This is a genomic window from Paenarthrobacter sp. NyZ202 (genome assembly GCF_049860755.1).
In the GTDB taxonomy this organism is placed as follows: domain Bacteria; phylum Actinomycetota; class Actinomycetes; order Actinomycetales; family Micrococcaceae; genus Arthrobacter.
In genome coordinates, this window is record NZ_CP187556.1 from 3,679,535 (window position 1) to 3,701,955 (window position 22,421).

Annotated in this window: 23 protein-coding genes; 13 read left to right on the forward strand and 10 right to left on the reverse strand. The window is 65.0% G+C overall.

The window, feature by feature from the left end; all coding sequences use genetic code 11:
• Window positions 1-16 precede the first annotated feature (16 nt).
• Both ACPFL9_RS17000 and ACPFL9_RS17005 read right to left on the reverse strand, forming a co-directional pair.
• Window positions 17-619: a DUF1992 domain-containing protein gene (locus ACPFL9_RS17000; protein ID WP_426004038.1), complete on the reverse strand. Its 603-nt coding sequence runs from the start codon at window positions 617-619 to the stop codon at window positions 17-19.
• Window positions 620-828: 209 nt separating this feature from the next.
• Window positions 829-3,102 (reverse strand): SulP family inorganic anion transporter, encoded by a 2,274-nt coding sequence (locus tag ACPFL9_RS17005; RefSeq protein ID WP_426004039.1) that lies wholly within the window; start codon window positions 3,100-3,102, stop codon window positions 829-831.
• Window positions 3,103-3,405: 303 nt separating this feature from the next.
• On the opposite strand from ACPFL9_RS17005, the gene ACPFL9_RS17010 reads away from it, so the two are divergent.
• Genes ACPFL9_RS17010 through ACPFL9_RS17020 form a run of 3 tightly spaced genes read left to right on the forward strand, consistent with a single transcriptional unit; the run spans window position 3,406 to window position 6,565 of the window.
• Window positions 3,406-4,473: an acyl-CoA dehydrogenase family protein gene (locus ACPFL9_RS17010; RefSeq protein WP_426004040.1), complete on the forward strand. Its 1,068-nt coding sequence runs from the start codon at window positions 3,406-3,408 to the stop codon at window positions 4,471-4,473.
• Window positions 4,467-5,831 (forward strand): PIG-L family deacetylase, encoded by a 1,365-nt coding sequence (locus tag ACPFL9_RS17015; RefSeq protein WP_426004041.1) that lies wholly within the window; start codon window positions 4,467-4,469, stop codon window positions 5,829-5,831. The genes ACPFL9_RS17010 and ACPFL9_RS17015 overlap by 7 nt, the downstream gene beginning before the upstream one ends.
• Window positions 5,828-6,565, forward strand: a complete 738-nt coding sequence (locus tag ACPFL9_RS17020; RefSeq protein ID WP_426004042.1) for a glycosyltransferase — start codon at window positions 5,828-5,830, stop codon at window positions 6,563-6,565. Before ACPFL9_RS17015 ends, ACPFL9_RS17020 begins: the two co-directional genes overlap by 4 nt.
• Window positions 6,566-6,568: 3 nt before the next feature.
• Here ACPFL9_RS17020 and merB read toward each other — a convergent pair whose 3' ends face one another.
• The 4 genes from merB to ACPFL9_RS17040 all read right to left on the reverse strand — a co-directional run bounded on the left by merB (window position 6,569) and on the right by ACPFL9_RS17040 (window position 8,894).
• Window positions 6,569-7,249, reverse strand: coding sequence for an organomercurial lyase (gene merB, locus ACPFL9_RS17025; RefSeq protein ID WP_426004043.1), 681 nt, complete (start codon window positions 7,247-7,249; stop codon window positions 6,569-6,571).
• A gap of 84 nt (window positions 7,250-7,333) precedes the next feature.
• The gene (locus ACPFL9_RS17030) at window positions 7,334-7,927 is read right to left on the reverse strand and encodes an adenylate kinase (RefSeq protein WP_426004044.1); all 594 of its coding nucleotides are present in this window, start codon (window positions 7,925-7,927) and stop codon (window positions 7,334-7,336) included.
• A gap of 119 nt (window positions 7,928-8,046) precedes the next feature.
• Window positions 8,047-8,544 carry an SRPBCC family protein gene (locus ACPFL9_RS17035; protein WP_426004045.1) on the reverse strand — a complete coding sequence of 166 codons (498 nt, stop codon included), beginning with the start codon at window positions 8,542-8,544 and terminating at the stop codon, window positions 8,047-8,049.
• Window positions 8,541-8,894 (reverse strand): ArsR/SmtB family transcription factor, encoded by a 354-nt coding sequence (locus ACPFL9_RS17040; RefSeq protein ID WP_426004046.1) that lies wholly within the window; start codon window positions 8,892-8,894, stop codon window positions 8,541-8,543. The genes ACPFL9_RS17035 and ACPFL9_RS17040 overlap by 4 nt, the downstream gene beginning before the upstream one ends.
• Window positions 8,895-9,045: 151 nt before the next feature.
• On the opposite strand from ACPFL9_RS17040, the gene ACPFL9_RS17045 reads away from it, so the two are divergent.
• The 3 genes from ACPFL9_RS17045 (at window position 9,046) to ACPFL9_RS17055 (ending at window position 11,493) form a co-directional block, all read left to right on the forward strand.
• Window positions 9,046-9,801: an SRPBCC family protein gene (locus ACPFL9_RS17045; RefSeq protein WP_426007603.1), complete on the forward strand. Its 756-nt coding sequence runs from the start codon at window positions 9,046-9,048 to the stop codon at window positions 9,799-9,801.
• Window positions 9,802-9,926: 125 nt separating this feature from the next.
• On the forward strand, window positions 9,927-11,069 hold the full coding sequence (locus ACPFL9_RS17050) for an LLM class flavin-dependent oxidoreductase (RefSeq protein WP_426004047.1): 1,143 nt from the start codon (window positions 9,927-9,929) through the stop codon (window positions 11,067-11,069).
• 28 nt (window positions 11,070-11,097) lie between these two features.
• Window positions 11,098-11,493: a rhodanese-like domain-containing protein gene (locus ACPFL9_RS17055; protein WP_426004048.1), complete on the forward strand. Its 396-nt coding sequence runs from the start codon at window positions 11,098-11,100 to the stop codon at window positions 11,491-11,493.
• Here the strand turns inward: ACPFL9_RS17055 and ACPFL9_RS17060 are convergent.
• The 4 genes from ACPFL9_RS17060 to ACPFL9_RS17075 form a co-directional block, all read right to left on the reverse strand.
• A complete protein-coding gene (locus ACPFL9_RS17060; RefSeq protein WP_426004050.1) occupies window positions 11,490-13,031 on the reverse strand; it encodes an MFS transporter in 1,542 nt (513 codons plus the stop codon). The two genes, ACPFL9_RS17055 and ACPFL9_RS17060, sit on opposite strands and share 4 nt — an antisense overlap.
• A gap of 321 nt (window positions 13,032-13,352) precedes the next feature.
• Window positions 13,353-14,528 (reverse strand): LLM class flavin-dependent oxidoreductase, encoded by a 1,176-nt coding sequence (locus ACPFL9_RS17065; RefSeq protein ID WP_426004052.1) that lies wholly within the window; start codon window positions 14,526-14,528, stop codon window positions 13,353-13,355.
• A 20-nt stretch (window positions 14,529-14,548) separates the two neighbouring features.
• On the reverse strand, window positions 14,549-15,211 hold the full coding sequence (locus tag ACPFL9_RS17070) for a methionine ABC transporter permease (RefSeq protein WP_426004054.1): 663 nt from the start codon (window positions 15,209-15,211) through the stop codon (window positions 14,549-14,551).
• Complete coding sequence (locus ACPFL9_RS17075) at window positions 15,208-16,323, reverse strand: methionine ABC transporter ATP-binding protein (RefSeq protein ID WP_426004056.1); 1,116 nt, start codon at window positions 16,321-16,323, stop codon at window positions 15,208-15,210. Before ACPFL9_RS17075 ends, ACPFL9_RS17070 begins: the two co-directional genes overlap by 4 nt.
• Window positions 16,324-16,554: 231 nt before the next feature.
• Here ACPFL9_RS17075 and ACPFL9_RS17080 point away from each other — a divergent pair, with 231 nt between their 5' ends.
• From ACPFL9_RS17080 to ACPFL9_RS17110, 7 genes are all read left to right on the forward strand, one after another.
• Window positions 16,555-17,439: a MetQ/NlpA family ABC transporter substrate-binding protein gene (locus ACPFL9_RS17080; RefSeq protein ID WP_426004057.1), complete on the forward strand. Its 885-nt coding sequence runs from the start codon at window positions 16,555-16,557 to the stop codon at window positions 17,437-17,439.
• Between the two features lie 71 nt (window positions 17,440-17,510).
• A complete protein-coding gene (locus ACPFL9_RS17085; RefSeq protein WP_426004058.1) occupies window positions 17,511-18,887 on the forward strand; it encodes an LLM class flavin-dependent oxidoreductase in 1,377 nt (458 codons plus the stop codon).
• Window positions 18,888-18,925: 38 nt separating this feature from the next.
• Complete coding sequence (locus ACPFL9_RS17090; protein ID WP_426004060.1) at window positions 18,926-19,459, forward strand: GNAT family N-acetyltransferase; 534 nt, start codon at window positions 18,926-18,928, stop codon at window positions 19,457-19,459.
• A gap of 96 nt (window positions 19,460-19,555) precedes the next feature.
• Window positions 19,556-20,386 (forward strand): oxidoreductase, encoded by an 831-nt coding sequence (locus ACPFL9_RS17095; RefSeq protein WP_426004061.1) that lies wholly within the window; start codon window positions 19,556-19,558, stop codon window positions 20,384-20,386.
• 180 nt (window positions 20,387-20,566) lie between these two features.
• Complete coding sequence (locus tag ACPFL9_RS17100) at window positions 20,567-20,737, forward strand: hypothetical protein (RefSeq protein WP_426004062.1); 171 nt, start codon at window positions 20,567-20,569, stop codon at window positions 20,735-20,737.
• 310 nt (window positions 20,738-21,047) lie between these two features.
• Window positions 21,048-22,178: a glycosyltransferase family 2 protein gene (locus tag ACPFL9_RS17105; RefSeq protein ID WP_426004064.1), complete on the forward strand. Its 1,131-nt coding sequence runs from the start codon at window positions 21,048-21,050 to the stop codon at window positions 22,176-22,178.
• Between the two features lie 7 nt (window positions 22,179-22,185).
• Complete coding sequence (locus ACPFL9_RS17110) at window positions 22,186-22,362, forward strand: hypothetical protein (protein WP_426004065.1); 177 nt, start codon at window positions 22,186-22,188, stop codon at window positions 22,360-22,362.
• Window positions 22,363-22,421: the final 59 nt, after the last annotated feature.

The window sequence follows — 22,421 nt, forward strand, 5'->3', positions numbered from 1 at the left end:
AAAACGGCATCTGCTGCTACTTAGTTGGGTCCGGGCCGTTCCAGAGGCGGTGCCACCACGTGCGTTTCGACGGCGGTCCGGGTTCCGGTTCCGGTGGGGCCGCTGCAGCCCGGCGTTCCTTCCACCGGGCAACCTCTTGGTCCACGTCACGCAGCTTGGTGATGACCGGAGGACCACCCTGCAGCTGGCGTCGGGCCTCGATCACGCGCTTGTTGAAATCCTCCACGGTTTCCCGGACCTGCGTCTCCATGAGGAATGTATCGAGCTTGGCGTCCAGCTCTGCATCCTCAGTGCGAAGAAGGATGGCGGGTGGTCCGAGGCCGCTGATCTGTTCGCGCTGGATGAGGCCCTTGACCCACCAGTCGGGATCGTAGCCCTTGCCGAGGCCGGGGATGGGCTTGCCCGCGTACTTGAGATTGTCGAATTTTCCCTGGGACATGGCTTCGCGCACGAGGTAGTCGGCGCGGGCGGCTTCATTGACCTTCCGGCGCTTCTCACGCAGGGCGTCATCGGCATCGAGTTCGGCTCGCTCGCGCGCATCCTGGCCACCCGCAGTGCGGCCGGCCCTGAGCTCCGCAGCCCGTTCCAACCGACGTCTGGCATTGCCCTCATTGACCACGGTCCGCACCGCCTTTCCCGGGTTTTGGGGAATCGTGGGTCTCTTTCCAGTATTCCCCAAAGCCGGGAGGCCCAAACAGGTGTGCCGCCACCACCCACTTTGAATGGACGAGAGCCCCGGCACGCCGTGTGGGCCGGCGTGTCGGGGCGCTCCTGTGGTGAAAGTGGGTGGTGGCGGCACGCCCTCAAAGTGGGTGGTGGCGGTCCGGGCTATCGAACAGCCATGCTCGGATCCAGCTGTTCGATCCCCTCAGGTGTCACCAGGACCACCCGCGCGGTGCAGATGTCGTAGAACAAACCCGTCGCCTGCACGCGCCCGGAAGAAAGTGCCGGCCCGGTAACGGGGTGTTCGGCCAGCTTCTGCAGCTGCACGGCCACATTGACCATGCTCAACTGGTCCAGCCTGCTGTATCCCTCGGCAGCAGCGGCCTGCGCTACCGGATGGCCTTCCACCAGGGACCGGTAGCTCGGCCGGGCATGGTCCAGCCAGGCATCAAACCCGGATCCCAACGCTGGTGCTGCGCCTTCGGCATCGGCCATCACGGCCTTCATCGCTCCGCAGTTGGAGTGCCCGCAGACCACGATGGACTCCACGGACAACGCCTTCACCGCAAACGTCAGGGCGGAGTCGATGGACGCATCATGGTCATCGCTGCAGACCACGTTGCCGATGTTGCGCAGGGTCAGCAGGTCTCCGGGGCCGCTGCTGGTGATGAGGTTCGGGTTCACCCGCGAATCGACGCAGGCCACGAACAGTGTGTCCGGGTTCTGTCCGTCCGTGAGGTCCTGGACCAGGGGCCGGACCTTGTCTGCGTGGCGCCTATGGTATTTGTCGATGCCCAGGAGGATTGACCGCAGCGGTGGCTGCCCGCCGTCGTCGTCCTCTGCCTGGCCGGCTGGCTCCGCAGGCTGCCAGGACGTCCTCGGCGGCAGCGGGAATTCCCGCGGGTCCTGCCGTTGCGGTGTGTTGTCTGCGGCGTCGCGGAAGACCGTGGTTCCGTGTTCCTCGATGGTGGCCGTGCCACCGGTGTTGTGGTGCTGCGTTTGCCACGCGACCAGCGCTTCGCGGAAGGCGTGGTCCAGGTAGTCCGCGTTGAGTTCCACCACGGCGTCGCTGCCTTCGGGAACTGTGTGGAGCACCCGGTTCAGGCGCGGCAGGGCGAAGAAGCTGCAGGAACCCTCGATGGTCACGCGCCACGGCTGCCCGTCACCCACCGGGGCGTGCGCGTTGATGCGGGCGCGGAGGACACGCCACAGCACGCACAGGGCCGCGAGCGCCAGCCCGATGATGACGCCTTCGAGCAGGTTGAGGAACACGACGCACAGCAGCGTGACGGCGTAGACCAGGAGGTCGCCGGTACGGAGGCTTGTCTTGATGTCGGCAACCTTGATGAGCTTGGCGCCGATCACCAGCAGCAGGCCTGCGAGCACGGACATAGGAATCAGCTGGATCAGGCCGGCAAACAGGGCGGAGAAGACCAGCACCCATACGCCGTGCAGGATGGCGGAGGTGCGGCTTTTGGCCCCGGCTTCGACGTTGGTGGCGCTGCGGACAATCACGCCGGTCACAGGCAGGCCGCCGATCATGCCGGAGACCATGTTGGCGGAGCCTTGCCCCACAAGTTCACGGTTGAGGTTGGTCCTGGAGCCGCCGTGCATCTTGTCCACGGCAACGGCGGAGAGCAGCGATTCGATGCTCGCGATCAAGGCCACGGTGATGACGGCCATGGCGGCGGCACGCCAGTTGCCCTCCGGCAGGCTGGGCAGGGCAACAGCGTCGAAGATCGACCCGGTGAAGCTGATGCGTTCCACTCCGGGTGCGACCGCGACGGCCAGAGCGGTTACGGCAACCACGGCGGCCAGCGGACCGGGAATTTTCCGGACAGCGGCCGGCAGGTATTTCCAACCCAGCAGAATGGCGACCACGGCCAGGCCCAACAGCGCGGAGTGCAGCTCTACGTTGGTGATGGCCGCCGGCAGCGCGGTCAGGTTCTCGACGGCGGAACCTGCCGCCTGCCCGCCCAGCAGTACGTGGAGCTGCTGCAGGATGATGGTGATGCCGATCCCGGCAAGCATGGCCTTGACCACTACGGGCGACACTGCGAGGGCGGCCCGTCCCGCGCGGCCCAGGCCAAGGAGCACTTGCACGACGCCGGCCGCTGCCGTAATCGCGCATGTCACCTGCCAGCCGAACTCGGCTACCAAACCGGCGACGACGACGGTCAGTCCGGCGGCGGGGCCGCTCACCTGGAGCGCGGAACCGCCCAGAGCTCCGGCAACGATCCCGCCCACGGCGGCGGCAATGAGCCCGGCCATGACGGGGGCACCCGATGCTGCGGCGATGCCGAGGGAGAGGGGCAGGGCCACGAGGAAGACGACCAAAGAGGCCGGAAGGTCGGCACCGAGGTTGCCCAGGAAGCTGGGTCTCTTGGTTTTTTCGGTGCGGGGCGGGCTGTGGGCGTCGGTCTTGGATGGTTGCGGCATGGAGTTTCCTTGGCTCGGGAAGGTGGACACCCCCAAGCCTAGAAAACTTGTCATACGTGGTGACAAGAAGATGTGACACGCTTGACAAAAGTTGTGAAGATCCGGCTTCACAGAACGACAAGTGGGAACTTTCGCGAGGGTGCGGAGCGTTGTGGGCCCACATCCATGAGTGGCAGCCCCCCCAACAGAAACCGAACGACGGCGGGCGGCCACCCGCCGTCGTTCGCGTGCCTCAGGCAACCCGACGATAAGGTTCCTTAGGGTAGGTTGGTGCCAAACCGATCCACAGTTTGGAGGCAGTACATGGGCAAACCCGTCGCCGAGGTCCATGCAGTACGCATCAGTTCCGAACCCGCCCAACTGCAGGCCCTCCATCCCCTGCTGCAGAGAGTGCAGGATGCGGTAGACGACGTCCCGGCTTTGCTGGCCATCGCCGGGGACGTTGGATCCACGGCACCCCACCCGGGGCAAGGCAACACTGCCCAACTGTGGGAAGTCCTGGCATCCGTGGCGGCGGTTGATGTGGCGGCGGCGCGGATCCTCGAGCCGCACCTGGATGCCCTGCACATCCATGCGCAGGCGGGCCTCCCGGCACCCACGGGGACCTGGGGCGTTTTCGCCGCTGAAGGACCCGGAATGCAGTTGGCCGCCGAGGCCGGCCACGGCGTTGTCCTGGACGGCTCCAAGCCATGGTGTTCACTTGCGGCGGTGTTGGACGGCGCCGTGGTGACGGCCCACCTCCCCGACGGCCAGGGAAGGGCTGCTTTCGCCGTCGACCTCAAACACCCGGGCGTTTCCTGCGAAGACCCGGACTGGACCAGCCGGGGCCTCAAGGAAATCCCCAGCGGAACGGTCCACTTCCACCAGGTTCCAGCAACGCCATTACAAAGCGCCGGCTGGTACCACCAACGACCCGGTTTTGCGTGGGGTGGCATGGGAGTTGCTGCCTGCTGGTTTGGCGGAGCGGTGGCGTTGGCCCGCGATTTCGCGGATTCACTGACAACCGCTGCGGAGAGGGGCCGTGAGCCTGACCAGCTTGCCTTGGCCCACCTGGGCGAAGTGGACCGGCTCATCGGCGCCGTGGCCTCCACCCTCGCCCGGGCCGCCGAGCGGATCGACGCCTGGGATTCCGACGAGCCGGCAGGTTCCAGCCATTGGAGCGAAGCCCTGCGCGTCCGCGGAACTGTGGCGGCCGCCGTCGAGCGCATCCAAACCGTGGTGACCCAAAACCTCGGCCCGGCCCCGCTGGCGTTCAACGATACCTACGGCAAGCGCATGGCGGACCTGTCCCTGTACATCCGCCAGCACCATGGCATGCGCGACGACTCCCAGCTGGGCGCCCTGACGTTCAAAGGGGACAGGGAGTGGTGACGTTTTCGCACACGGACACCGGCACACCGGAGTCGGCGTGGGCTGCCTCCGGCGTGCCGTCCCTTCCCGAACTGCCCCTCGATGCCAACGAACTCGCCTCGATGACGTTCGTGGTGCTGGCCGCGCACCCCGACGACGAATCGCTGGGCGCAGGCGGCTTGGTGGCCAAGGTCCAGTCAGCCGGGGCGACCGTCCACTTCCTGCTGTGCACCGCCGGCGAAGCATCGCACCCTGAGTCAAGAACCACGACGCCGGAACGGCTTGCCGCCGTCCGGCTCAGTGAGTTCCACACGGCTGTGTCCGGGTTGGCACCCGGCGCGGCGTGGCGGTTCCTTGAACTGCCCGACGGGCGGCTGGCTGCGTCCCGTGAACGGATGACCAAGGCTTTGCAGGAGACCATCACCGAATCCGGAGCCCCTGCAGGGAATGTGGTGATCGTGGCGCCGTACCGTTCCGACGGGCACACTGACCATGACGCGCTCGGATCCATAGCCGCACAGGTGGCCGCTGCGGGAGGGCACGGGCTGCTCGAATACCCCATCTGGTACTGGCTGTGGGCACCGCCGGAAGACAGTACCTGGTGCTCCTGGGTGCGCGTTCCCTTGACGGAAGACGAACAAGCCGCCAAGGCCAAGGCCATGCGCGCCCACGTGTCACAAACACACCCCCTGTCACCCGAACCCGGTGACGGGACCTTGCTGTCCGCAACCTTCCTGGAGCACTTTTCCCGGCCGTGGGAGACCTTCGCCTGGCACCCGCCGGTGACCGGTACCAATGCCGCAGCAGACGCCGAGCGGATTTTCGACGAAGTCCATGCCCGGGCGGACGATCCATGGAACTGCACCACCTCCTGGTACGAGCGGCGCAAACGCACCCTGACGCTCGCCGCGCTTCCCCGTGAGGAGTACGTGCGCGGGCTCGAGGTCGGCTGCTCCATTGGGACGCTCAGCGTCGAACTCACCGGCCGCTGCCGGGAACTGACTGCCGTGGATGCGAGCAGCACCGCCGCAACCCGGGCAAGGAATCGGCTTGCTGCTGTGGACGGAGCCGAAGCCAGGCAGATGACCGTCCCCGCAGAGTGGCCGGAAGGAGCATTCGACCTTGTTGTGGTATCCGAGGTCGGCTATTACCTGGCACCCGATGAACTGGGCAGGCTGTTCCACAGGATCAGCGAATCCCTTGATCCGGGCGGCACCTTGCTGCTTTGCCATTGGCGGCACCCTATTGTCGGATGGCAGTTGGACGGGGAAGCGGTCCACACCATGGCGCGCGGCCACCTTGGTTGGCCAGTACATGGCACCTATCGCGAGAAGGACTTCATCCTGGAAGTGTTCACGGCCCCCGGCGGTCCGGCATGACCGGGCGTGCGATCGAGCATGCGGCCGTGGTGCTGCCGGCACACAATGAGGAACAACACCTCGGTCCGGCACTCACCGCCCTGCAACGGGCAGCAGATGCGCTGCCTCACCACTGCCCGGACGTTACCGTCTCCATCACCGTCGTCCTGGACAGTTGCACTGACGGCTCGGCGGCCATAGCAGCCGCATTCGCCGCGGCAGACCCACGGCTTGGGATGGTTGCCGTCGATGTCCGCAGCACCGGGGAAAGCCGCGCGGCAGGCATAGGGGCAGCTTTGGAAACGCTGCGGCATGAAAGGGCTGCCGTGTGGCTGGCCAACACCGATGCGGACTCGATCGTTCCGGAAGACTGGCTGGTGGGGCACGTCAGGATGGCAGATTCCGGGGTGGATGCCATTCTGGGCTCCGTGGAACCAAACGCGCAGGACCTGGAGCCTGCCCTCCTGCACCGTTGGCTGGAACTGCACCCCTTCCACGAGGACCATCCCCACATTCACGGAGCCAACTTTGGCGTCAGGGCGTCCTCGTACCTGGCGGTGGGAGGATTCCCCCGTCTCCGCGCCCACGAGGACCGGGTCCTGGCGGAGCTGCTCCGAAGGGAAGGCCACCGGGTCAGGGCCACTGACACCCTGCGGATCATCACCTCGGGACGCACGCATGCACGGGCACCCCAGGGATTCGCTGCGTATCTGCATGCCCTGAGCCAGGAGCTGCCTGCGGCGTCCGCTTTGTAGGGATCAGGGCAATCGCCAGAAATCCCCGGTCAGGCCGCACTCTTCCAGGAGTTGCTGGTTGTACTCCCGGGAATGGGGCTGGAAGTCCGGCGCCAGTCGATCTCCATACCAGGGTGCCGCCAGCTCCCAGACCGTGGATGCGGCCGTGATGTAGCCCGAACCCGGCGCGTTCTCCTCCGTCCACTGTTCTGCGTGCCCTGGGTCGCAGAACATCCGGATGTTGGTGCAGGTTTTAACGACGTCGTCCCACCACTCCCTTGCGGGCCGCTGGAACCTGACTGCCAGCCCGGAAGGCGGCGGTGAGGCCGGCCCGCAGTCGAAGCTCACGTGGGCCCCGCATTCGGGACAACCGGTATCCACCCGGACGTCCAAGTGCAGGGCAGCACTGATGCCAAAGGAATCCCACGCGCAGCCGCCCCACCACCGCCGGTCATCCCGGCCGTCCTGCGGCGTCACCACGAAGGCCATGGGCGCGGCCGAGAACGGATGTGCCATGCGCACAGCGTCGCCATCGTGGGTAAGGACCAGTGCGTGCTGGTCTGCCAAAAAGTGCAGGTCGCGCTGAACTTCATCCACCGGGCGGCCCGTCTGTCGGGCCAGCTCACGGACTGATGGCGCCCTCCCTTCCGCGGCCAGCGTTTGGTAGACAAGGTCCCGAAGCCGGCGGGACTCAGGAGTGTTCATGGCCCTGTTCCTTCTACTGCCCCTCACAACCTATTGTCGGCGTGGAGGCTGCGGCGGGCAATGGATCGTTGGGGCCGCAGCCTGTCAGCCACCGCGGGCCGGCCGGCCCAGGGCCTCCTCCACGGCCGCGATCGCAGTAGCAGTAATGGCATCCTTATCGCCCGAACCATCGATCCGCAGGAGAATCCCGCGCTGCGTGTAGGCCGCAATCACCGGCTGCGTCTGCTCCCGGTACAACTCGAGGCGGCGCTGGATGACAGGTGCCGTGTCGTCACTGCGCCCCTGCTCACGGGCCCGCTGCAGCATGCGTTCCAACAGTTCGTCGTCGGACACCGCAAGCGCCAGGACCACCTCCACTGCCTGGTTCCGTGAACCCAGGACGTCATCCAGGGCCTGGATCTGCGCGACGGTACGCGGGTAGCCATCCAACAGGAAGCCCGCTCCTGCATCGTCGGCTTCCAAGCGTTCGCGCAGCATGGCGGTGGTGACGTGGTCCGGGACGAACTCGCCGTGGTCCATGTACCTGCCGGCCTCGGTTCCCAAAGCGGTTCCGTCCCTCACGTGGGCCCGGAAAAGGTCACCCGTGGAGATCGCCGGGACCGCGAAATGCCGCGCCAGGAACTCAGCCTGGGTTCCTTTGCCGGAGCCTGGCGGCCCCATGATGATCAGTCGCGCCATGGCTCACGTCCGTTTCAAAAGGCGGCCGGGACTTAAACCATACGCCGACGACGGCGGGACGTCCCGCCGTCGTCGGCTGATTCCTGGGTGCCCGGCACCTAAAGCCGGAACATGCGCCGCTAGGCGTTGGCCGGCTCCGCCAAGAGCTGGTCGATCTGGCCAATGGCCTCCTGGAGGCCTTCCTCCATGCCCATCTCCACCATCTGCTGAAGCTGCTCCGCGGATTCGAAGCTGGAGACGATGGTCATTCTGGTGCGGTCGCCCACTGGCTCCAGGCGAACGGTGGCGTGCGTGACGCCGTACTCGTCGGCGGGGTCGCCGTTTTCATCGGCGAAGCCGTCGTCGAACTCCAGGTGGTCGGGGGCGTTGACTTCCGTGAACTTCCACCAGCCGCGGGCTTTGGTGCCGTCCGGGCCGGTCATGTAGTAGGCAGCCTTGCCACCGGGCGTGAAATCGTGGGCTTCGAAGGTGGCCGGCCAGGTAGGCGGCCCCCACCAGCGTTCGAGCTGCCGCGGGTCCTCCCAGATTCTCCAGACGCGCTTGACGTCGGCATCAAACTCGGCGACAACAGTGAGGCTCAGGGCCTCAACATCCTTGTCCACACTGACTACAGTCATGGCAGATCCCTTTCATCATCTTCAGCGAGCAGGTCCGCGATCCGGTCGGCGCGTTGCCGCCAGATCATTTCGAATTGATCCAACAGATGCCGGGCTTTTTGCAGTCCATCATGGTTTCCCCGCACGATCTGCTCCCTCCCACGCTTCTCCTTGGTCACCAGGGAGGCACGTTCCAGGACCGCAACATGTTTCTGTACGGCCGCGAAACTCATGGCGTAGAGGGCAGCCAAGCCGGACACCGAGTACTCCCCGGCCGTCACCCGCGCCACGATGTCCCTTCTGGTGGCATCGGCCAACGCCTGGAACAAGCGGTTCAATTCGGCGTCTTTACTGAGCTGATCTACAACCATTTGGTTGTACGATACTCCCGGCCTGCCGGAGCGTCAAGACCTTTCGACGGCGAGCGAGGCGCCTTCCGACACCCGGACCTCTGGCTCCGCCACGGAAAGATCGATACTGTAAGTATGCTGACAATTCCGTCGCGAGTCAGAGGAGGACATGGTGACCACCAAGGTAAACAAGACGATCCTGGTCAACGTTCCGGTGAGCACGGCCTATAGGCACTGGACGCAGTTCGAGGACTTCCCCCAGTTCATGGGCGGCGTGGAACGCGTCACGCGGCTCGGCAGCGACCGTCTCGAGTGGGTGGCGGAAATCGCCGGCGTCCACCGCCGCTGGGAAGCCAAAATCGTGCAGCAGGATCTGGACCGGGCCGTGGCATGGGCTGCCGTGGAAGGCGCCAAGAACGCCGGCTGGGTGGACTTCAAGGAAGCCGGACCCGGACAGACATCCCTGCACCTGACCCTGGAATACGAACCCCATGGGGTTCTGGAATTCCTGGGCGACAAACTGCATGTAGTTGAAAGGCAGGCGGAGTCGGACTTGAAGAAGTTTAAGGAATACGTGGAAAAGCATGGCACAGCCACCCCGGCGGACGGCACGACGGCGGCACGCATCACGGACGCCGACGGCACCGTCGCGGGTACTGCGGCAGGTGGAATGGCGGGAGCGGCGGCATCCGGAACCGGCGCGACCGGAGGCAGCGGGACCGGGGGCGGAGGAGCCGCCAGCGAGGACACCCTGGATCCGGTCACCCACCCGTTCGACCAGACCAACGGGCTGGTGGATGTGGAGGGCGACTCGGACGAAACCGCAGCCAGTGACTCCCACAGCGCGGCTGAAAGAACCGAAGAAGAAGAAAAGGGCCGCCCCGGATACATCCCGCCCATGAGCGGAGGCCTGCCCGGCCAGGCCTAGACGCGCATAAGGGAACGCCGCGACCGTGTGACGATCCGTTGCGCCGGGTTGAGCCGCGTTGAGTCCAGTTGAGCCGGGTGACAAACCGGCTTTGGCCCCGCCGTGCCGCTCCGTAGTGTCATGGCATGCCGAAGCCTCCCGTGATCCCCTTGTCAGTCCTCGACCTCAGCCCGGTCTCCGCCAACCAGAGCTCCGGCGATGCCCTGCGCAGCACTCTCGCCTTGGCTGTCGCCTCCGAGGCAGCGGGCTATTCGCGGTACTGGCTCGCCGAACACCACCTCAACGACGGTGTGGCAGGATCGGCGCCGCATGTGCTGGCAGGACTCGTGGCGTCGGCAACGAAGACCATCCGGGTTGGCACGGCAGCCACGCTCCTGGGCAACTACCGGCCACTGCAGATCGCGGAGAGCATCGGCACCCTGGCAGCGGTGTTCCCTGACCGCCTGGATCTTGGCTTTGGCCGTTCCGGGCCGCCCAAATCCCCGGGCGAACCGGCCCCGGGCCAACCCTCACCTTCTGTAGACCAGGAGCCGGAGGAACGCGTCGTGGAGGGGCTGGTGGTCCCCGCTCCCCGCCCGATCTTTGGCGCCGTCCTTCCCCGGAAGTTCCGGCTGCAAAGTGAACTCCTGGGCCGGTTTCCCGGAGACACGGACAATTTCGAGAACGACGTCCAGGACATCATCGGCTTCTTCACGGGCGACTATCGGACCAGGCACGGCGAGGAAGTCACCGCCACCCCTGCCCTGGGCCAGTCCCCGCAGTTTTGGGTCCACGGCTCCACGGCAGGTCCCAGCGCGAGGCTCGCAGGGAAGTTGGGCCTGCCGTTCGGTGCCAACTACCACGTGGCTCCCGCGACGGTGCTGGACTCCATCGCCGAGTACCGCGCCCACTTCAAACCCTCGGAATCGCTGCAGGAACCGCACGTGATTGTCTCCGCCGATGTCCTGGTTGCGCCCGACGAATACAGTGCCCGCCGCATTGGCCGCGGGTATGCCCAATGGGTCCACGGCATCCGCAGCGGACAGGGCGCCATCCCCTACCCCGCACCGGAGGACGCCGCTGACTTCGCACTGGACCCGGAAGCAGCCGACTTGGTCAAGGACCGCCCGGACACCCGGTTCGTGGGCGACCCGCATCAGGTCAGCGACGGATTACGCACCCTCCAGCGCGCCACCGGGGCCCAGGAACTGCTCATCACCACCATTGCCCACGACCCTGCCGACCGCGAGAACTCCTACCAGCTGCTCGCCGAGGCCTGGGGCCTCTGAACCTGTCAATCGCCAAACAAGGAGCACCATGACTGTACAAAGCACGGAAACCCAGGAAGACGCCCAGCTCATCACCGCAGAGGAAGCCGCTGCGCTGATCGAGGACGGCGTCCTGTTGATCGACGTCCGCAGCGAAGGCGGCCGTGCCAGCACAGGCGCAGTCCCCGGCGCCGTAGTAGTAAACCGCGAGCATGTGGAAGAGGACTTCGCGCCGCACTCGCCGCACCGCCTTGCACAGGTCACCGGCACCGATCAGAAGATCGTGGTCTTCTGCGGTTCCGTGAACGGATCCCGGCCTGTCGCGGAGAAGCTCAAGGCGCTGGGCTACGGCAACGCCGTGCATGTCGACGGCGGCTTCCCGGCCCTCCGCGACGCAGGCGTCCCCACCACCGGACCCACCGCGCCTCCGGCTGAATCTGCCTAGGCGTCCGCGGGTTCGGTGACGTCCGAGCGGCGGGTTCCTCCCGCCGTCGGGCCCTCTGCCACCGGTTCCACCGCAGCAGGTGCCAGTGCCGCCGTCGTGACTTCCGTTATGGAAACCACGACGGCGGCACTTGCGTTGCCGGGGCTGCGCGCCTCGCGGAGCCAGTCGAGTCCGCCGGCCACCAACGCGGCGCCCAACAGGATGCAGCACAGGACAATGCCCTGATGGAAGGCTTCCTTGGCTGCTTGGCCGGTGACGGCTCCGTGGGCCTGAAGGAACATGCCTGCAGCCGCAGCTGAACAGAGCGCGGCAGCAAAACGCTGGCTGAGCTGGTAGAAACCGGCGGCCACGCCGGCAGCTCCGGCGGGCGCGTGACCCAGAGTCAGCGTCTGGTTGGGAGCCACCACCAGACCTGTCGCAATCCCTTGGAGGAGCCCGACGGCGGCGACCGCCAGTGCCGCGGTGGCGGCGTCGAAGTGTTGGACGAACAGGTCCTTGGCTGCCAGGGTGGCCAGGCTCGCAAGAAGGGCGACGACGATTCCGGCGCGTTTGTAGCGGGCAAGGTACCGCCAGCTGAAGGTGGATGCCAGGAGCATGCCGGCAGCCTGTGGGGCGAGAATCGCTGCAGCCGCGAGGGGTGCCATTCCCGTGCCGGAAAGGAAATAGAAGGAGGTCACGGCCGCCATGCCCGCGCCGACGCCGAACTGGCATAGGGCAACCACGGTTCCGAGTGCGTATCCCTTGGACGTAGCAAGGGCGGAGCTGAGCAAGGGTGTTTTGCCGCGGCGGTGGTAGAGCACCTCCCAACCCGCGAACGCCAGGAGGGCGGCTGCGCCGACGGTCAGCGAAGTCGCCGCCACTATTCCTGCTCCATAGATCGTAGGGATGAGGGACGCCACCACCACACTGCCCAGGAGCAGTGCGCCGAGGATGTCTACGGACGTTTTCCCGGGTTCCTGGCGGGCTGTGGGGCGCGGCAGCAGCGCGAAGGCAAGCGGCACCAGGACCAGGACCAGCGGAACGTTGGCCAGGAACAGGATGCGCCACGCGATGGACGGATCCCCCAGCGAAAGAACCAGTCCGCCGATGAGCGGGCCGCAGACCGCTGCCGAACCACCTGCGGCAGCATAGGCACCCAGTGCCTTGGCGCGCTCGTGCCCGGAGTACACGTCCTGCAGCAACCCGAGGACCTGGGGGTTCAGCGTTCCGGCTCCCAGTCCTTGGAGCAGCCGGGCCACGATGACCCAGGATGGTTCCGTGGCAAGCCCGCCGAGCAGGCTCGATGCTCCGAACACGGAAATTCCGGCAATGAAGAGGGTACGGCGGCCGACGATATCCCCGAGCCTGCCCGCCGGGACCAACGCCACTCCGAAGGCCAGAGAGTAGGCGGCGAGGATCCATTGGACCGATCCCGAATCGGCATTGAGTGAGCTGGACATGGCCGGGACTGCGAGGACAAACACCGATTGATCCAACAGTGTGATGAATCCGGCGCCCAGGCAAAGCCACAGTGCGGACCGTTTGGCGTTTGTACCCATGCTGGTGACTCTAGGCTCAGGTGGTGGGCGGCCGGACATCATGGGTCACCCGGTTAAGGGGCGTGAATCAGGGTTACTTACGTTGACCTGCTGTGACTCCCGGCCGCATCCTCTCTCACAAAACCACCCCTCCCGCCGCATCCTCTCTTAGTGAAGCATTGGCGGGAGCTGGACATGACGGCTTGGAGGTTCGCCTCCTGTCGAAGGAACCGGCAAAAACCGTCATTAGGTGAGAGAGGAACCGGCAAAAACCGTCATTAGGTGAGAGAGGAACCGGTAGGAACGGTAGATAGGTGAGAGAGGAACCGGCAAAAACCGTCATTAGGTGAGAGAGGATCCGGAGGGGGCGGGGGCCAGGCGGGTGCGGGCGGCGGCCTGCGCGGCGCGGAGAGCTGCGGGAGCCACACCGCGCTCCCTGTGCGCCACCTCCTGCTTCAGCTGCGGGATCACGTGCCGGCCGAACTCGATGGCGTCCGGGACAAAGTCGTAGCCACGCAGGCCGAAGATCTCAAAGCCGAGGTCGTGGTAGTCGAGGATCGCCTGGGTGACGGTGTCGTAGCTGCCGACCAACGCCGTCGCGCTTCCTCCTCCGCCACCAGCCGCTTTGGCGAGGGCCGTCCACAAAGCGCGGTCGTGAAGGTCCCCGCGTTCGGCAGCGGCAAGAAGCCGCTGGGTTCCCGCAGCCTCCGGCTTCACGGCGTAGTGCCGGACAGGATCGATGACTTCGCCGGCGGACCGGCGCGATTCAAACGTAGCAAGAATGGACCGCGCCTTCTCCCACGCCAACTCATCCGTCGGGGCCACGATGGGGCGGAAGGCGATTTGCCACCGGAGCGGCTCCGTGCGCCCCAAAGCTTCGGCCCGCGCAAGTATCTGCTGCTGCTGCGAGGCCGCATCTGCCAACGGTTCTCCGAACAGTGCGTAGATGTCGGCCTCCGCGGCGCCCACCGACCACGCGGCCTCGGATGACCCGCCAAAGGAAATACCAGGACGCTTCCCGGCAAATGGGCCCAGCCCGGAGGCAAACCCTTCGAACCGGTAATGCGGTCCGTCCCAGCTGAAGGTATCGCCCGACCAGGCCCGTCGGACAATCTGCAGGTACTCCTGCGTCCGGCCATAGCGGGCATCCTTCACCAGGAAATCACCTTCCCGTGCCTGGTCCGCCTGGCTTCCGCCCGTGATGAAGTGCACCGTCAAGCGCCCCTGCGCAATGTGGTCGAGGGTCAGGAAGGACCGGGCCGCGAAGGTGGGATGCGAAACGTTGGGCCGGTGTGCCAACCGCAGCTGAATCCGTTCCGTGTTGGCCGCAACCCACGTGGCGTGGACGGCTGGGTCCTGGGTTGCCGAGTTGTAGGCAAACAGCACATGGTCCCAGTTGTTGTCCTCGTGGATCCGCGCAATCTTCACAGCATAGGAAGGGTCGAAGAAGGGCGTGGTGGCCGGCGAGGTCTCCGTGGAATCGTTGCCGGCGCCCATGCCGAGGAATTCGATAGGCATAAGAAAATCTCCAGAAGGCGTTAGCGGCGGAGGATGCGCTGGGCCAGGAAGTTGCCGAGCAACTGCGCGGCCTGAACCATCACGATGATGATGAGCACCGTGACCAGCGTGACCTCCCAGTTGAACTGCTGGTAGCCGTACATGATCGCGAAGTTGCCCAGCCCGCCGCCGCCGATGTAACCGGCCATGGCGGACATGTCCACAATCGCGATGATCATGAACGTGTAGCCGAGGATCAGTGGCGCCAGGGACTCGGGAATCACCACGGCCCACAGGATGTGCAATCGGCTGTCGCCCATGGCCCGGGCAGCTTCCACCACGCCGGGGTCGGAGGCCACAAGGTTCTGCTCCACCACCCGCCCGATCACGACGCCGGCCATCAGCGCCATGGGCAGGATCGCCGCGGTGGTCCCGATCGTTGTGCCCATGATGATCAACGTCAGCGGCGCAATGGCGGTAATGAAGATGATGAACGGGATGGGCCGGATGATGTTCACCAGGAAGTTCAGCACGGAGAACAAGGCCTTGTTGGCAAACAGGTTCCCGGGCCGCGTGGCATACAGCGTGACGCCCAGCGCCAAACCGGCCAAGCCGCTGAGCAGCACGGTGATGACCACCATGTAGATGGTCTGCTGGAACGATTCGCCCAGGACGGGCAGGAGGGTGGTCCAGTCGGTGGTCATGGTTTCTCTCCAAGAGTGGCCAGGTTCGGCACGGCACTTTCGGCGGGTGCGGTCTGTTGCTCGACGCCGGCCGTTTGGCGTTCGACGGCGGTGACGTCGCCCAATTCGGCGAGCGCGGCGTCAATGGATGCGTCGCTACCGGTGAGCTCATAGGTGAGCGTGCCGAGGATACGGTTCTGGATTTCGGTGACCCCGCCGAAGACGACGCTGGAAGAGACACCGTGGCGTTCGAAGACAGCTGCGACCAAAGGCGTGGGCGCGGTTTCGGAGATTCCAATTGACACCAACAGCCCCGGGTGCGCGGCGGAGAGCCGGCTGACGGTATCCGGCTCAGGAGTGCCGTGGACCGCGGTGGACACAAAGCGCTGGGTGGAGCTGGTCCGGGGATCAGCGAAGACCGAGTATGTGGGGCCGGTTTCCACCACACGCCCGGATTCCATCATCACCACGGTGTCGCAGATTTCCCGGACTACGTTCATTTCGTGGGTAATGACCACCACGGTGGTGCCGAGTTCCTTGTTGATGCGTCGGAGCAGGCGGAGGACGTCCCGGGTAGTTTCCGGGTCAAGGGCGCTGGTGGCTTCATCAGCGAGCAGGATGTCGGGCGCGTTGGCCAAAGCACGGGCGATTCCGACGCGCTGCTGCTGCCCGCCCGAGAGCCGCCGCGGGTAGGAACCTGCTTTGTCCGCGATTCCCACGAACTCGAGCAACTCCTCGACACGGGGCTTGATCTTCTCCTTGGGCCATCCCGCAACCTTCAACGGGTAGGCGACGTTGCCGAACACAGTGCGGGACTTCAGCAAGTTGAACTGCTGGAAGATCATGCCGATTCCGGACCGGACCTTGCGCAGCTGGCTCTCAGGCAGAGATGAGATGTCCTGTCCTTTGACGAACACTTGTCCCTCGGTGGGACGTTCCAGGCCGTTGAGCAGGCGGACCAGAGTGGATTTGCCTGCTCCGGAGTAGCCCACGATGCCCACCACGGTTCCCTCCTCAATATCGAGGGTGACGGAGTCGACGGCGCGCACCGGCTGCGTGCCCGCGGCTGGACTTCTGCGCCCTGGGACGGGGTACTGCTTACTGACGCCGCGCAGGGAGACGATGGCGCTCACCGGAGCCTCCTTCGGGGTGTTGTAGATGCTTTGCGGAGTGCCCATTTCAACAGCGGCACCACTCTCGGATCGAACCCAATGACCCCTTGTGACCTGGGGTTTCGTTCCTTGACGGAGGGTTTCGGAGTGTTGCGGACGCGTTCGTCCTCACCGCGTGGGATGCCTAGCGTGAGGCGTGGGGGATACCCCGTACCTGTCATTCGCATCAACACCTTTGTACGGAGAAGCATCATGAAGAACCGCCTGTTAGTTGCCGCCGTCGGCCTTATCGCCGCCCTGTCCTTGTCAGCGTGCGGGGGTGCTGCGGGAGGCTCTTCAAACTCAGGGAACACCAAGGTGGTGATCGGTGTGGACGACGGTGCCGAGGAGCACTGGACCATCGTGAAGAACAAACTCAAGGACCAGGGCATCGACCTGGAGGTGAAGAACTTCACCGACGGCGCACAGATCAACACGGCCACCCAGCAGGGCCAGGTGGACATCAACCTGTTCCAGCACCTGAAGTACCTGTCCCAGTTCAACGTCAACAGCAACGGCACGCTGGTTCCCGTTGGCGCCACCGCGGTCTACCCGCTGGCGCTCTACTCGGAAAAGTACAAGTCCGTGAGCGAACTTCCCGCCGACGCCGAGGTAGCCATCCCCAACAACCCCACCAACCAGGCACGGGCACTCCTGAACCTGCAGACGGCCGGCCTGCTGGAGCTCAAGGATGGCGGCAACTCGCTCTCCACCCCGGCGGAAATCACCTCCAGCAAGATCAAGGTGGTCCCCGTGGACAGCAACCAGACCGTCAACGCGCTCAAGGGCACCACGGAAGCCGCCGTCGTCAACAACACCCAGGCCCAGAAGGGCGGACTTGGCGACGACAAGATCATCTTCAAGGAAGACCTGAACTCGGAGTCCCTGGCTCCGTACATCAACGGCTTCGTGGTGAAGGCGGACCGCAAGGACGATCCCACCTGGAAGAAGATCGTGGACGCCTACCACACGCCGGAAGTCGAAGCTTCGGTGACCAAGCTCAACGACGGCAACCTGCAGTTCAAGGCGGACTGGACGGCAGCCAAGCTGCAGGAAGTCCTGACTGCCGAAGAAGCAGCCATCAAGAAGACCAAGTAGCTGTCTGGGGGCGGTCCGCTGCGCCACACAGCCAACCGCCCCCGGCCATTCCATAACACCCGGGAACACCAATGAACCAGCACCTCGCGCGCGAACGCCGGCAGATCCATTTCTTCGCCTACCTCGTAGGGACGGGCATCCATCTGGCGTCGTGGCGCCACGATTCGGCGTTCCCGCAGGCCAGCATCGATTTCGCCCACCAAGTGAAATTGGCCAGGACTGCCGAGGATGCCAAGTTCGATGCCATCTTCCTGGGCGATTCCCTGGCCATTGACCAAACCAGCAATCCGGGCATCCTCAACCGTTTCGACCCCATCGGACTGGTCACGGCCCTGGGTGCGGTGACGGACAGGATCGGCCTGATCGCGACGTCCTCAACGTCCTATGACCAGCCCTACAACTTTGCGAGGGCTGCCCTCACCGCGGACCATATCAGCGGCGGGCGGGTTGGCTGGAACATCGTCACCACCCGCGACCTGACCAACAGCACCGCGGGAAACTACGGTGCGCAGGAGCACCTCGACCACAGCCTGCGATACCGGCGGGCCGAGGAATTCGTCACAGTGACCCAGGGGCTCTGGAACTCCTGGGACCAGACCGCGTTCGTCTATGACAAGGCACAGGGGACGTTCTTCGACCGCCACAAACTCAACCGGCTCAACCATGACGGCGAATTCTTCCAAGTCGCCGGACCGCTGAACATTGCTCCTTCACCGCAGCACTCCCCCTTGCTGGCACAGGCCGGCACATCAGGTCCGGGCCAGCAGCTCGGCGCCCGGTTTGCCAACGCCCTCTTTGCCAGCCACCCGGACATCCCGCAGGCCCGTCGATACCGCGACTCCGTCAGGGCACAGGCAGCGGCATTCGGCCGGAACCCGGACGAACTGTACGTCTACCAGGCCATCTCCCCCGTGGTCGCGGACAGCCAAGAGGAAGCCCTGGAGCGCATCCGCGAACTGGACGGCCTGATCACCGACCAGCAGGTGCTGGACTTCCTGCAGGAGTATTTCGCGGCCCCCGTCCAGGAAGGCACGGTCGACTTCACCCGTCTGGGCGCGGATGCCACGGTGGCCCAGGCCGGTATCCCCCGCATCACCAACCCCCGCTCGGATTTCCGTTCTGCCGGCGAACAAATCCGGGGCCGCGAGGACGAGGTGACCCTCAAGGACCTCTACTCGATCCTCACCGGCGATAAACGGAACAACGACTTCATCGGCACTCCGGAGCACGTTGCGGAGTCCTTGGAAAGATGGCATGCCGCGGGAGCTGCCGACGGCTTCAACCTGATGTTTTCCCTCCTCCCCCAGGACCTTGAACGCTTCGCAAAGAGTGTCATTCCGATCCTCCAGGAACGCGGCCTCGCCCGCACCGAATACGCCGGCACCACCCTCAAATCCCACCTCGGCCTGGAACCACTGCCCAGCCGCGTCCCAGCGGAGGTGCGGTGACCGCCGTCGTGCGGACCGCCGTCGTCGAAAGGACCAAGATGACCACCCAAGCAACCGCCGCCACCGGCACCTACCTGATCCGCGAGGCCCGCCACGAAGAGTACGACGCCGTGGGGCGGCTGACGTACGAAGGCTTCGGCCACCACCTGCCCGGCGCCCATCAGCCCGACGGCGAGCGCCTGAACCTGCTGCTCGACGCGGCGGCCCGTGCCAACGAAGGCCTGCTGCTGGTTGCCGAGGATGTGCACACCGGCCGTCTGGTGGGTACCGCCAGCCTGTTGCCCTACGGTTCCTCCCTGAGCCGGCAGGCGGAAGAAGGCGAAGCGGAACTCAGGCTCCTCGCAGTCCTGCCCGAAACCCGCCGCACCGGCCTTGGCCAGCGGTTGATGGACGAAGCCGCGAGGATCGCCACCGCCCAGGGTGCCAAACGCGTGGTGCTGGACACCGCCGTCGACAATGAACCGTCGCAGCGCCTGTACCGGCGGCTCGGTTATGTCCGGCGGCCCGAGCGGGAGAAGCCGCGCCCTGCACCGAAGGTGCAGCTGGTGGTCTATACCCTGGACCTCGGATAGGCGTTGGGGAGCACTGCCGGTACCTGTAAAGGCGGTCCCTCCCGTTCCGCCGCCGGGTAGCGTTCAGTTGAAGGGACAAACCATGAAAGGAACATCATGACCACTTGGCTCATCACTGGCTGCTCCACCGGACTTGGCCGCGCGCTGGCGCAGGCTGTCCTCGGCAGGGGCCATAACGCGGTCGTGACCGCCCGCAACACCGGCAGTTTGCAGGACCTGACCGCTGAATTCCCGACGACGGCACTCGCCCTAGCGCTCGACGTCACGGAACCGGCCCAGGTGGAGAATGCGGTGAGGCAGGCCGAAGAACGGTTCGGTGGCGTGGATGTGCTGGTGAACAATGCCGGTTACGGCTACCGCGCCGCCATTGAGGAGGGCGACGACGCCGACATCCGCGCACTGTTCGACACCAACGTGTTTGGTCCCGTTGCCCTGATCAAGGCCGCCCTTCCCGGCATGCGTTCCCGCCGCTCGGGCGCCATTGTGAACATCTCCTCGATCGGGGCCCGCATCTGCCCACCAGGCTCGGGGTATTACTCGGCCACCAAGGCTGCACTGGAAGGCATCTCCGGGTCGTTGCAGAAGGAACTGGCCCCGCTGGGGATCACCGTCACTGCCGTGGAACCCGGTGGTTTCCGGACCGACTTCGCGGGAAGGTCGCTGACCCAGTCAGCCCAAGCCATTGACGATTACGCGGACACGGCCGGTAAACGCCGCAAGGAGAACGACACGGTCCACGGCACCCAGCCAGGTGACCCCCGCAAGGCAGCCCAGGCGATCATCCAGGCCGTCGAAGCCCCGGACACTCCGTCATTCCTGCTCCTGGGAGCGGATGCCGTCAGGGCGTACGAGGCGGTGGACCAAGCTGTGCGGTCTGAAGTTGACCGTTGGCGGGGCATCAGCACCGCCACAGGTTACACGGAGTAAAGAGCAGCGTGTAATCGGTCACACTTGCGCCGATTCGCTTGTCATCCGGGGCTGTCAGCATGAACCATGAATGAGGGAATCCGTTCCCATACAAGCTGAATCAGCAACCTCACCGACGAGGATGCGGCCCCGGGCGAAGAGGCTTGGGGCTGTCAAACAGCCTGAGTGAAAGTACTGACAATGACGACACATACTGACTCCATCACGCTGAAGATCTGGGACCAGGCGTCCATCGACCACACCATCGATGCCGCCATCCGTGACCTCACACCCCGCGCAACTGCAGAAAACTGCGGAATCGCCGTGACCATGAGCGGACCGAAAACCTTCACCGTCAGCCTGAGCCGCTAAGCAGCCCGGACCAAACACAACAAGAGGACGACGCCGGTACCACCCGGCGTCGTCCTCTTGTTTTAAGTGCCCATCACCGGAGGTCCGGGGCGCCGGATCAGGGTGCGGGTTATCCGATGGGAATCTGGCGTGTCGAACGTTTAAAGGCGCAGCGAGGCACTATTGTTCCGCTTCCAAAAAACATGACGTGGAATGGGAAAAATTGCGGGAAAGCTTGAGGATTTCTTGATCCTTTGCGCGGTCGTTTCTTGTGTTGGCCTTGGAAATCTAAGCGTGTCAGCTCACCGGGACAACCACGGAAAGGACCGCCATGAGCACGCAAACCCTGCAGCCACCAGCAGCGGACACCTCCGTCAAGACCCGCCGCGCCGCCCACCGGGCTGCCGGCGGAGTGGTCACTGTCCTGGTACCCGCACACAACGAATCCGCAGGTATCACCGACACCCTGGTTTCCCTCAACAACCAGACCCGCCGGCCGGACCGCGTGATCGTTGTCGCTGACAACTGCACCGACGATACGGAGATCCTCGCGCTTGCCCAGGGCGCCGAGGTGATCCGGACCGTTGGGAACAAGGACAAGAAGGCAGGCGCGCTGAACTTCGCGCTCAGCGCGCTCCTGCCGGATGCCGATCCCGAAGACCTGATCCTGGTTCAGGACGCCGACTCCCAGCTGGCCCTGGACTTCATCGAGAACGCAACGGCCAACCTGCTCAAGGACGACATGCTCGGGGCAGTGGGCGGCGTGTTCAGTGGCGGTCCCGGCGGCGGATTCGTTGGACACCTCCAACGCAACGAATACGCCCGCTATGCCCGCGATGTGAAGCGCCTCCACGGGAGGTGCCTGGTGGTTACCGGCACCGCGGCCCTGTTCCGGGCGAAGACGCTTCGCGATGTCGTAGCGGCCCGCTTGGAAGGAACCCTGCCTCCCGGCAACGGCAACGGCGGCGTCTATGACACCTCTGTCCTGACCGAAGACAACGAGTTGTCCTTCGCGCTGCTCACTCTTGGCTACCGCATCGCTTCCCCGGCCAACTGCACCCTGGTCACGGAGGTCATGCCCACGTGGCGTGAACTCTGGGCGCAGCGTCTCCGCTGGAAGCGCGGTGCCGTGGAAAACTGCGTGCAGTACGGCTGGACCAGCGTCACCAGGGCCTATTGGGGACGGCAGTTCCTGTCCATGATCGGTGTGCTGGTAACCGTTGCCTACCTCGGCTCGATCATCTACTCCATCACCTCCGGAACGGGCCTGCACCTGCAGCCCTTCTGGGTCGCCGTAACCGGCATCTTCATTGTGGAACGCATCGTTACTGTGCGTTACCGGGGCTGGAGGTACATGCTTCTGGCCGCCACCATGTACGAAACCGTCATCGACGTCTTCCTGCAGGCCGTTCATGCAAAGGCCTACCTGGATGCAGCATTCAATCGAAAGAAAGTTTGGTAAAGCACCCGTGTACAACAACCCAGCAGCACCCGCCGCCGGAGCTTTCGCAGGAGCCACAGGTTCCGGAGCCCTCGCCATGACGGGAGCTGGTGACCTCTTCTGGTTCGCGCTGGCAGCGTTCGCAATGCTTGCCCTCGGTATGGCCGTCAAGCGGATCGTACCCGTCCGGGCGCAGAAAGACTGATCCACGGTCCGGTCACAAAGCCCAACAGGCCCGCGGTTGCGTCAAACCATCCCCCAACG

Bases quoted from the DNA above. Each gene is read 5' to 3' on its own strand.
- ACPFL9_RS17105 (WP_426004064.1), top strand. From the start codon at position 21,048: ATGAGCACGCAAACCCTGCAGCCACCAGCAGCGGACACCTCCGTCAAG.
- ACPFL9_RS17050 (WP_426004047.1), top strand. From the start codon at position 9,927: ATGCCGAAGCCTCCCGTGATCCCCTTGTCAGTCCTCGACCTCAGCCCG.
- ACPFL9_RS17005 (WP_426004039.1), bottom strand. From the start codon at position 3,102: ATGCCGCAACCATCCAAGACCGACGCCCACAGCCCGCCCCGCACCGAA.
- ACPFL9_RS17095 (WP_426004061.1), top strand. From the start codon at position 19,556: ATGACCACTTGGCTCATCACTGGCTGCTCCACCGGACTTGGCCGCGCG.
- ACPFL9_RS17065 (WP_426004052.1), bottom strand. From the start codon at position 14,528: ATGCCTATCGAATTCCTCGGCATGGGCGCCGGCAACGATTCCACGGAG.
- ACPFL9_RS17055 (WP_426004048.1), top strand. From the start codon at position 11,098: ATGACTGTACAAAGCACGGAAACCCAGGAAGACGCCCAGCTCATCACC.
- ACPFL9_RS17035 (WP_426004045.1), bottom strand. From the start codon at position 8,544: ATGACTGTAGTCAGTGTGGACAAGGATGTTGAGGCCCTGAGCCTCACT.
- ACPFL9_RS17060 (WP_426004050.1), bottom strand. From the start codon at position 13,031: ATGGGTACAAACGCCAAACGGTCCGCACTGTGGCTTTGCCTGGGCGCC.
- ACPFL9_RS17090 (WP_426004060.1), top strand. From the start codon at position 18,926: ATGACCACCCAAGCAACCGCCGCCACCGGCACCTACCTGATCCGCGAG.
- ACPFL9_RS17010 (WP_426004040.1), top strand. From the start codon at position 3,406: ATGGGCAAACCCGTCGCCGAGGTCCATGCAGTACGCATCAGTTCCGAA.
- ACPFL9_RS17080 (WP_426004057.1), top strand. From the start codon at position 16,555: ATGAAGAACCGCCTGTTAGTTGCCGCCGTCGGCCTTATCGCCGCCCTG.
- ACPFL9_RS17100 (WP_426004062.1), top strand. From the start codon at position 20,567: ATGACGACACATACTGACTCCATCACGCTGAAGATCTGGGACCAGGCG.
- ACPFL9_RS17085 (WP_426004058.1), top strand. From the start codon at position 17,511: ATGAACCAGCACCTCGCGCGCGAACGCCGGCAGATCCATTTCTTCGCC.
- merB (WP_426004043.1), bottom strand. From the start codon at position 7,249: ATGAACACTCCTGAGTCCCGCCGGCTTCGGGACCTTGTCTACCAAACG.
- ACPFL9_RS17070 (WP_426004054.1), bottom strand. From the start codon at position 15,211: ATGACCACCGACTGGACCACCCTCCTGCCCGTCCTGGGCGAATCGTTC.
- ACPFL9_RS17030 (WP_426004044.1), bottom strand. From the start codon at position 7,927: ATGGCGCGACTGATCATCATGGGGCCGCCAGGCTCCGGCAAAGGAACC.
- ACPFL9_RS17040 (WP_426004046.1), bottom strand. From the start codon at position 8,894: ATGGTTGTAGATCAGCTCAGTAAAGACGCCGAATTGAACCGCTTGTTC.
- ACPFL9_RS17020 (WP_426004042.1), top strand. From the start codon at position 5,828: ATGACCGGGCGTGCGATCGAGCATGCGGCCGTGGTGCTGCCGGCACAC.